This is a genomic window from Arthrobacter halodurans (genome assembly GCF_041877255.1).
GTDB classification, from domain to species: Bacteria; Actinomycetota; Actinomycetes; order Actinomycetales; family Micrococcaceae; genus Arthrobacter_N; species Arthrobacter_N halodurans.
Window position 1 is genome coordinate 329,079 of sequence record NZ_JBHDLJ010000004.1, and the last position, 9,280, is coordinate 338,358.

The following is a 9,280-nucleotide window of genomic DNA, read 5'->3' on the forward strand; positions in this document are numbered from 1 at the left end:
CGCCGGGGTGCCGCGCGGGCGCGCCGAGGTGCCGAGGTGCCGCGCTAAGGCGCCAGCGGGATGATGTCGATCCGGCCGTCCGGACCGGTCACGACCAGGACCCTGTCGCCGGCCACGCCGGACAGGGCGTCGGCCAGGCCCGCGGGGTCGGGTCCGGGCCCGGCGGGCGCGGCGTCCGCGCGGGCCCAGACCGTGACCCGCGCGCCGGTGGCGTCCCCGACGGCGCGGCGGAGCGCCGCGGGGTCGCCGTCCGCCACGAGGAACACGTGGCCGATCGCGTGCGGCCGCTCCGGAAGGCCGGCGGCCAGCTCGGTGCGGTCGCGGCGCCAGACGGCGAAGTGGTAGGCGGCCACGAGGCCGGTGGCCACGAGCAGCCCCAGCGGAACGCGGATCCGCTCGACGAGGCTCGCCCCGGTGACGTCGTCCAGCAGGAACTCGAAGAGCCGGAAGCCGATCACCAGCAGCGTGACGAGCGCGACGACGGCGCTGAGCCCGAACACGACGACCAGGTACACCCGCCGGCCGGCCGGCTCCGCGGCCGCCGAGGGCCGCCAGACCAGCCACCACACGGGGCCGCCGATCACCAGGGAGCTGATGCCCCCGAGCAGCAGGGTGCGCGTGTCCGCGCCGGCGAGGGGCGGGGCCGAAAGGGCGAGCAAGGAGTTCACGACGACGCCGATGCCGGAGGCGGCGCCGGCGAGCGCGACGCCGGAGACCACCAGCCGGGCGGCCTGGCGCGTCGCTTCGTCCCGCTCCGCGGCGGCGCGCCGGTGGTACGCCCAGACGAGCGCCCCGACGAGCCCCGCGGCCAGGCCCGGCGCGAGGGGTTCCAGCAGGACGGGAAGGGACTCGGTGCGGTCGAAGGCCAGGCGCAGCAGCACGAACAGCACGACGCCGGCACCGCCGAGGGCCAGGAAACTCGCCGCCAGGATCCCGGTGACCACCAGCGCGACGTCGGCGAATCCGCCGCGCAGCCGGCGGCCGCCCTCGGGGAACCAGTGCCACCACCAGATGAGCGCGCCGCCGGCCGCCCAGACGAGGGACCCCAACGTGAAGGTCCACCACGGGTCGCCCACGGACGCGGCGCCGCCCGCCTCCCGCACGGCGGCGTCGATCACGCCGTTCAGGACGGCGATCGCGTTCGCCGCCCCGAGCACGAGCCCGATGACGGCGCCCACCACCACGGGCACCGTGGCCAGCGCGGTCGGGCCCTTGCGGGTGTGGCGCCACATCCACCGGTGCCAGGCCCAGACGCCGCCCCAGACCAGTCCCGTGGCGAGCATGGACTGCCAGCCGAACGCCTCCCCGCGGGCCAGCTGCGCCCCCAACATCAGCAGGGAAGTCGCGGACATGAGCAGCGACACGGTGTACACGGCCGCCACGTACAGGCCCCATCCGAGCGCCGAACGCTCGGCCGGGACGCCGGCGCGCCGCCACACCAGCCACCACAGCAGGGCGGCCAAGGGTCCGCCGATCAGCGTGAAGGCCAGCGCCATGGCCAGGCTGGAGACGTCCTCCCCGGCGAACGCGGGCTTCTCCCCCAGCAACCGCGCCAGCAGCGCGCCCAGCCCGTTCGCGGCGATGGACACCAGGGCGAAGAGGAGCGTGAAGACGACCAGTCGGCGCACGGCGGACTGGGGGGAACTGGTGGCGGGCGCGCCCGCCGTCCGATCGATGCTCACTTCGTGGCCCCCTGGTTCGCGCAGATCGTGAGTTCCCACGGGACGCCCTCGATGAGCCACCCGCCGTTGTCCCTGACGAGGTCGAAATTCCCCTCGCTGTCGTACTCCGACGCTCCGAAGGGACCGCCGTCCTGCGCGACGGTGACGACCACCCGGACGTCGGCGGTGTCCCCGCGTTCAGTCGCGGAGACGAGCGTGACGCGCAGGTTGCCGATTCCGGTTCCCTCGAACGCGTCGCAGTCGCCGGCGCCGTCGGCGAGGTAGGCGGACGCGGCCTCCTCGTCGCCCTCGATCACGGCGGCTGCGTAGCGCTGGACCACGCCCTGCGGCGTCGATTCGTCCAGAAGCGGCGGCTCGCCGCGCGTGAAGACCACGGCCAAGGCGACGACGACCAGGGCGCCGACGACCCCCAGGATAACCAGAAGCGTCCGGTCCGGCTTGTTCCGACCCTTGTCCATGCGCACAGTATGGACCACTCCCCGGCCCCGGGCCATACGCGGGGCCCACTAGCGCTTTTGCGTCGTTGGACGCCGATTCCTCCCCGCTTGGCACCTCTGGCCGCGGCGGCGCCCCGGGTGGAGAATGGGGCCACCATCTCCGAAGGGAATCCGCCGTGCCGGAAGCATCCAGCGAACCGACGATCGTCACGCTCGAGCCGACGGAGGCGGCGGTCCTGCGCGAAACCGTGGCCATGGACGCCCTCCCGGAGTTCTTCGATCGGGCCTACCACGCGGTCGCGGACGCCCTGGAGCGGCAGGGAGTGGGGATCGCGGGGCCGCCGGTGGGCGTCTACCACGGGATGCCCTCGGAGACCGTCGACGTCGCCGCCGGATTCCCGACCGAGCGCGCCGCCGCCGACTCGGACGGCGTCACGGCCGTGACGCTTCCCGGGGGCCGGGCGGCCCAAGTCCTCCACACCGGCTCCTACGACGGGCTCGCCGACGCGTACCGCCGTCTGCTCCGGTGGCTCGGGGACCAGGGCGCGGCCCCGGGTCCCGTCGTGTGGGAAAGCTACCTGACCGAGCCGCTGCCTGGCGGCGACCAGGACGGCACGAAGACGCTGATCACCTGGCCGCTGGCCGGGTAGTCCGCGCCATCACGAGGGAGGATCCATGGAACGGTTCACCAACGGCGTCCCGCCCGCGGCGTCCGGGACCGCCGGGCCGCCGCGGCCCGGGACCCCGGACGCCCTGGTACTGCCGCTCGCGTCCGTCGGCGGCGAGTCCCTCGCCCGGGTCGGGGGGAAGGCGGTCAACCTCGGGCGGCTCGCCGCGGCGGGCTTCCCGGTGCCCGGTGGCTTCTGCCTGACCACCGAGGCCTACCGCCGCGCGGCGCCGCCAGAGCTGGAGACCGTGGCCCGGCGGCTGGATAACCTGGGCACCGCGGGCGCTGCCGACCGGGAGCGCCTGGCGCGTGGCGCGCGGGAGATGGTCGGCGCGGCGGCCGTCCCGGAGGAGGTCGACTCCGCCGTCCGGGCGGCCTACGCCCTGCTGGGCCCCGGGGCCGCGGTGGCCGTCCGGTCCTCGGCGACGGCGGAGGACCTCCCTTTCGCCAGCTTCGCCGGACAGCAGGACTCCTTCATCGGCGTCCGCGGCCCCGACGCGGTCGTCCGCGCGGTCCGCGCCTGCTGGGCGTCCCTCTGGAACGACCGGGCGGTGGCCTACCGCGCGGAGAACGGCATCGCGCACCGGGACGCCGGGCTCGCGGTCGTCGTCCAGTCCCTCGTGGAGGCGCGCGCCGCGGGCGTCATGTTCACCGCGAACCCCACGACGGGAAGCCGCTCGGAGACGGTCGTGGACGCCAGCGCGGGCCCCGGCCAGGCGGTGGTCTCCGGCTCCGTGAACCCGGACCACTTCGTGCTGCACACGGCGACCGGACGCCTCCTGGAGTTCGCCGCCGGCGGCCCGGGGACCGGCGCCGGGGAGAACGGGCCCGGGACCCCCGTCCTGAGCGAGGCGCGCGTGCGTGAGCTGGCCGCCCTCGGCCAGGACGCGCAGCGCCTCTTCGGCGCGCCGCAGGACGTCGAGTGGGTCATCGACGAGGCGCACCGTATCTGGCTGACCCAGTCGCGCGCGGTGACCACGCTGTACCCCCTGCCGGAGGACGCCGCGGACGACGACGCGCCGGATGGCGGCGTCCCGCGCCTCTACCTCTGCGCCACCCTGGTCCAGGGCCTGACCCGGCCGCTCACCCCTGCCGGTCTGGCCCTCCTGGGGCAGATGCGCAACACGGGGGGGCGCTGGCGGTACGTCAACCCGGGGCTGCGGATGTACGTGGACCTCTCGCCGATGCTCCGTAGCCGCGCGGGCCGCGACGCGATGCTGCGGATGCTCCCGCTGGCGGACGGGCGCTCGGCCGCGGTCTTCCGGGCACTGCTGCGGGACCCGCGGTTCGCCCGCCCGAACGGGACGCGCGGCGGGGCCCGCCCCACCCGGCAACCGCCCGCCGCGTCGCGGCACGGCGCCCGACGCGCGGCGGGGACCGGGTCCATGGCCGCACTCGCCGCGGGCCTGCTGCCCGCGATCCTCCGGGCGGTGGCGCGCCCCGAGGCCGAGCTGCGCCGCGCGCTGGGCTACGAGTCCCGGCTCCGGGAACTCCTGGCGCTTCCCGAGCCGGCGTCGCCCGCCGAACGGCTCCGCCACGCGGAGGACCTCGTGGGGCGGACGGTGGACGGGGTGGTCCGCGCCGCCCTCCCGGGCCCATCGGCCGGCTATCTCATGCTCGCCGCGGCCCGCGGCCTGCTGCGCGGCATCGAGGATCCCCGCAGGCTCGAGGCCGTCCTGCGCGGACTGCCGCACAACGTGACGACCGAGATGAACCTGGAGCTGTGGGCGGTGTCGGCCGCCATCGGCGAGGACGCGGCGGCCCGCGAGGCGTTCGCGCGCCGGAGCCCCGCGCAGCTGAGCGAGGACTACCGCGCGGGCCGGCTGCCCCCCGCCGCGCAGGCGCGGGTGGCAACGTTTCTCGGCCGCTACGGGGACCGCGCGGTCGCGGAGATCGACGTCGGCATGCCGCGCTGGGCGGACCAGCCCGACCACGTCCTCGGCATGATCTCCAACTACCTGCGCCTCGCGGATCCCGAACAGTCGCCCGACCGGCTGTTCGCCGGCGCCGCGGACCGCGCCGAGGAGCGGATCCGGAGCCTGGTGGCCTCCGCGACGGCGCGGGGCCGCCTGCGCGGCAGGCTGCTGGAGTTCAGTCTGGGGCGGGTCCGGCGGCTCGCGGGGCTGCGGGAGCTGCCGAAGTTCTACATCGTGGAGATCCTCGGGGAGGTCCACCGCCAGCTGGCCGCGCTCGGCGCCGAACTCGCCCGGTCGGGCGGCGTCTCCGCCCCGGCGGATGTCTTCTTCCTCGACTTCGACGAGGTGCGCGTCGGGCTGCGCGGGGCCGACCTGCGGCCGCTGGTCGCGGACCGTCGCCGGCTGTACGACGTCGAACTGCGCCGGCGGCGCATCCCCCGCCTGCTGCTGGCCGACGGCACCGACGTGGAGGCCGCGGTGCTGGCGCGCGGGCACCCCGGTTCGGCGCCGCCGGCAGGCGGTGTCCTCGCCGGCACCGCCGCCTCCGCCGGCTCGGCCACCGGAAGGGTTCGCGTGGTCAACGATCCCGTCGGGGCCCGCCTCGAGCCGGGCGAGATCCTCGTGGCCCCGTCGGCCGATCCGGGCTGGACCCCGCTCTTCATGACGGCCGGCGCGCTGGTCATGGAGATGGGTGGCGTGATCTCCCACGGGGCGGTGGTGGCGCGCGAGTACGGCATCCCCGCCGTCGTCGGGGTGGCCGACGCCACGTCGCTCCTGCGCACGGGCCAGCTGGTCACGGTCGACGGCGCCGCCGGAACGATCACCCCCGTGCCCGGGTAGTCCCCCGGGGCGGCCGCTCCCGCGCGTGCACCGGCCTTGTGCCCGGACGGGGGCCGGTTCATCATGGAGCTATGAACCCCGGCCCAGCGGGCAGTGAGCCCGACGACGCACCGACGGACGGCACGGACCGCCTGTCGCTTCCGGAGGAGTTCCTCCTTCTGGCCCTGCGGGACGCGGACGGCCGCCGCCAGCTCTCGCGCTCCGTGCTCAAGGTGGGTCTGGCCGGCGCCAAGCTGGCCGAGCTCGCGGCGCTGGGCGCCGTCGAACTGCGCGGGCGCAACGTCGTGGCCACGGGCCTGGCGACCGCCACCTCGCTCGACCACGAGCTCGAGCTCATCCGGGACAAGTCCCGCCCCCACACCGCGCAGCACTGGGTGTCCCACTTCGAGAGCGGACGGGAACTGCACCGGGTCTTGGAGTCGCTCGCGCAGAAGGGCATCGTGGACCACGTCGGCGCCCGGGCTTTCGGCGTCGTTCCCGTGACCCGCTACCCGGAGCGCAACCACGACTACGAGGCGGGGGTCCTGCAACGGATCCGGGACGCGCTCGCCGGCGGCGCGGCGGATGCGCGCACCGCGGCCCTCGTCGGACTCCTGGACGCCACGGGACTGCTCCCGCGGCTCGTCGGCAAGGACGCGGATCCGGCGGCGCTGAAGCAGCTCACGCACCACCAGTGGCCCGCACACGCCGTGGCCGCCGAGCTCGGGGCCATTGCCTACGCGGAGGAAGAGGCGCGGACCTGACGCGCGGGGCCCGGGGTTGGCCCCGGGGGTCTCCGGCCGTCCGCGGTCCTGCCGGCTCGATCGTCCTGCCGGCTCGACCCGGCCGGCCCCGCCCTATCAGTCCTGCCGCTTCGCGTAGTCCACGAAACCCTGCCAGTCCAGGATCACGCACTGTTCCTCGCCGACGACCCAGGCGTCGTGCCCCGGGGCGACCTCCATGTAGTCGCTCTCGGAGAACTCCTGTTCCTCCCCGTCGTCCATGACGATCACCATGCGGCCCGCGAGCACCACACCGCGGTGGGCCGCCTGGCAGCTCTCCGTCCCGGCGATCGGCTTCACGTGCCGGGACCACTGCCAGCCCGGTTCGAAGACTGCCCGCCCGACTCCGCCGGACTCCAGGTTGATGAGGTCGAGTTTGCCCTTGCCGTCCTCGAAGCGCCGGGTTTCCTCCGGTTCATTCAGACTCTTGCGGATCATGCCAGCCATCACGCTCTCCTTCGGATTGGGTGGGATACGGCGAGTATGGGCGCGGGCGCATCGTCGGTCAACGGGCGGCGCGCCCATGATCGGACGCCCGATTTCGTCGTAGCCAACCCTCGCCGCGCTCCGCACCACCGCCGAACACCCCAAGAGGACCCGGGACGGGATGTGATCCTGCGCCGGTCGTCTGCCCGGCCGCCAGCGGAGAACACCCGCGACCCGGAACTAGTTGTTCAGGCTTACTGCTAGACAAACTAACTAGATGTGCTAGGTTATCGGATGTAGCACCAGCCGGCGGCCCGGGACCACCCGATCCGCGGGCACGGGCACGCAGCGGAGGGAACGAACGGCCATCCGCAGACCGGCCCGGCGCACGACAGGGCCCCGCTCCGCCACCCGCGGACGGGCCCGTCGTCCGCCAGGGCAAGACCGCGCAGCACCACGAGAGGAACACCATGGGAATCGGCGACAAGATCGGCAACAAGGCCCAGGAATCGATCGGCAAGGCTAAGGAGGGCATCGGCGAGGCGACCGGCAACGAGCGCCTCGAGGCCGAAGGCGTCCAGGACCAGGCGGCCGCCCGGGCCAAGCAGGCCGGGGAGCACGTGAAGGACGCCGCGAAGGACATCACGGGGCGCTAGTCCCCCGGTGGGATTTCACCCGGCCCGCGCCGCCCGCCAGGGCGTGCCACGCGGGCCGGGCCACACCGTGCGCAGGCACACCCGACGAGAGGAGGCCGACATGGCCCAGGACTACGACCTCGCCCGGCCCGAGGTGGCCGAGCGTAGCGAGGAAACGATCAACGGCGTCCGCGCGACGACGGCCCCGGACGCGCGCGGCGTCGTCGCCGAGCTCGACGAGGTCGACTCGCTCGACGGCCTCGAGCTGCCCGGCGCGTTCGTGGGCGAGGAGTTGGTCGTGCGGGTCATCCCTCCCGCCGCCGACGAGTTCACCTGCGGTTCCTGCTTCCTCGTCCGGCACCGGTCCCAGCTGGCCCGCACGGCGGGCCCGACGGTCTTCTGCAGGGACTGCGAGGACTAGCGACGGCAGCCGCGGGGGCCCCGGGCCGGGGCCCTGGGCCGCCGGCCTGGGGCCCCCGGATGCCTAGCGCGCCGAGACTCCCCCGACCCAGGCCGACTTCGTGGGAAGCGCCGCGCGGAACGCTGCCCCGCTGATCGTCGACGTCGCCCCGCTCCTGGTGGTTGCCGTGGCCGACTGGATGGTGAGGTCGCTGTTCCTGGCGATCGACACGGAGACCACGTCCGCGACGCGGAACGCCGAGGCCACCCTCGCCTGGGTCGCCGTGTAGGACCAGGCCCTGTTCGGGTTCCCCGAAGCCGCGGTCACGGAGTGGGGGTCGGGGCGGGCCTGCAGGTACGCGTGGTGGGAGCCCCAGACCGACTGTGCCGTTCGGGTGCTGCCGCCGGAGGACGAGAAGTAGACGGCGTCGATCAACGCCCCGTTGTACTGGACCACGGTGGCCGACATCGGCACGCCGAAGGCCTTGCGCTGCGTGGCGTCGACGGCGGCCTTCCACTTGGCCCCGCTCACCCCCGCGCCCTCGTTCTCCTTGATCCAACCGGTGAATTTCTGGGAGGCGACCTCGTCGTAGACGTTGCAGGCGCACGCGGACTTGAGGCCGCCCATGTTGCGCATCGCGTAGGTGCGACCGGCGATGGCCTGGGCCTGCAGGGCGGCCGGCGCCCAGCTGGACGGCATCTCGGAGAGCCCGTAGAGGTATTCGTCGTTCATGCGCAGCTGGTTGACCAGATTGAGTCGTCCGCCGAGCACGGAGGCCTCGATCCTGCCGTGCCGGTAGGTGCCGGACGCGTACCCGCTCGCCGCCCCGGGGACGGAGACCGTGGTGGCCTGGCTTCCCGCCCAATGGCGGGTGCCCTCCCACTGGACGGTGAGGGTTCCCGCCGCCGCCAGGGCCTTGCCGGCGACCGTGGCCACGACCTTGCCGCCCGAGACCTTGAGCTGAACCGGCGAGCCCGTGGTCGCCAGCACCTTGGTTCCGTTCAGGACCCGCAACCGGCCGTTCGACGGGGTGATCGTGCTTCCGGCCGTGGAAAGCAGGTGAACCCGGATTTCGCTCGCCGCGTGGTTCGTCGTGAGCGCGGTCCGCGCGGGGGCGTAGTAGTGCTCCAGGATGTCATCCGAGCCCAGCCCGGCCTTCGCCATGCCCTGGGCGCCGTACTGGCTCATGCCCACACCGTGGCCCCAGCCCGCGCCGCTGACCGTGAAGTTCGCGGGAACCGGTCCCACGCCCCCGGCCCCGGGCGGAACGTACTGGGCGAGGTAGTCCCCGGACACCCATCCGGTGGTCGAGCCGAAGGTCACCTCGCGCCACGTGGTGGCGCCGTGGGTGGCGGTCCTGCCGGTTGCGGTGACGGTGCCGCCCTCCGCGATGAGGGCCAGGACCGGCCCCGCGGGGGCGGACGCACGGAGGTTCACGTTGGCCGTGGCGGAGTACCGGACCTCCGGCGCCGGCGCGGTCGGTGGCGGGGTCGGGATGGGCGTCGGGACCGGTGCC

At 74.4% G+C, this 9,280-nt stretch carries 9 protein-coding genes; 5 read left to right on the plus strand and 4 right to left on the minus strand.

The genetic code is table 11. The annotated features are described in order from the left end of the window. Positions 1-44: 44 nt before the first annotated feature. Positions 45-1,682: a DUF5671 domain-containing protein gene (locus ACETWP_RS07600; RefSeq protein ID WP_373971613.1), complete on the minus strand. Its 1,638-nt coding sequence runs from the start codon at positions 1,680-1,682 to the stop codon at positions 45-47. Then, the gene (locus ACETWP_RS07605) at positions 1,679-2,140 is read right to left on the minus strand and encodes an LpqB family beta-propeller domain-containing protein (protein WP_373971614.1); all 462 of its coding nucleotides are present in this window, start codon (positions 2,138-2,140) and stop codon (positions 1,679-1,681) included. Before ACETWP_RS07605 ends, ACETWP_RS07600 begins: the two co-directional genes overlap by 4 nt. A gap of 155 nt (positions 2,141-2,295) precedes the next feature. Here ACETWP_RS07605 and ACETWP_RS07610 point away from each other — a divergent pair, with 155 nt between their 5' ends. The 3 genes from ACETWP_RS07610 (at position 2,296) to ACETWP_RS07620 (ending at position 6,285) form a co-directional block, all read left to right on the plus strand. Next, positions 2,296-2,769, plus strand: a complete 474-nt coding sequence (locus tag ACETWP_RS07610) for a GyrI-like domain-containing protein (protein WP_373971615.1) — start codon at positions 2,296-2,298, stop codon at positions 2,767-2,769. A gap of 25 nt (positions 2,770-2,794) precedes the next feature. Beyond that, positions 2,795-5,542, plus strand: coding sequence for a PEP/pyruvate-binding domain-containing protein (locus tag ACETWP_RS07615; protein ID WP_373971616.1), 2,748 nt, complete (start codon positions 2,795-2,797; stop codon positions 5,540-5,542). A gap of 71 nt (positions 5,543-5,613) precedes the next feature. Then, on the plus strand, positions 5,614-6,285 hold the full coding sequence (locus tag ACETWP_RS07620; RefSeq protein ID WP_373971617.1) for a GOLPH3/VPS74 family protein: 672 nt from the start codon (positions 5,614-5,616) through the stop codon (positions 6,283-6,285). A 96-nt stretch (positions 6,286-6,381) separates the two neighbouring features. Here ACETWP_RS07620 and ACETWP_RS07625 read toward each other — a convergent pair whose 3' ends face one another. Further along, positions 6,382-6,750, minus strand: coding sequence for a cupin domain-containing protein (locus ACETWP_RS07625; RefSeq protein ID WP_373971618.1), 369 nt, complete (start codon positions 6,748-6,750; stop codon positions 6,382-6,384). A 449-nt stretch (positions 6,751-7,199) separates the two neighbouring features. Here ACETWP_RS07625 and ACETWP_RS07630 point away from each other — a divergent pair, with 449 nt between their 5' ends. Both ACETWP_RS07630 and ACETWP_RS07635 read left to right on the plus strand, forming a co-directional pair. Next, entirely contained in the window at positions 7,200-7,385 is a 186-nt protein-coding gene (locus ACETWP_RS07630) for a CsbD family protein (RefSeq protein ID WP_373971619.1), read from the plus strand. Positions 7,386-7,485: 100 nt separating this feature from the next. Next, positions 7,486-7,785 carry a DUF4193 domain-containing protein gene (locus ACETWP_RS07635; RefSeq protein ID WP_373971620.1) on the plus strand — a complete coding sequence of 100 codons (300 nt, stop codon included), beginning with the start codon at positions 7,486-7,488 and terminating at the stop codon, positions 7,783-7,785. A gap of 63 nt (positions 7,786-7,848) precedes the next feature. Here the strand turns inward: ACETWP_RS07635 and ACETWP_RS07640 are convergent. After that, positions 7,849-9,280: SpoIID/LytB domain-containing protein (locus ACETWP_RS07640; RefSeq protein ID WP_373971621.1), on the minus strand; the 1,432-nt coding region annotated here is incomplete at its 5' end.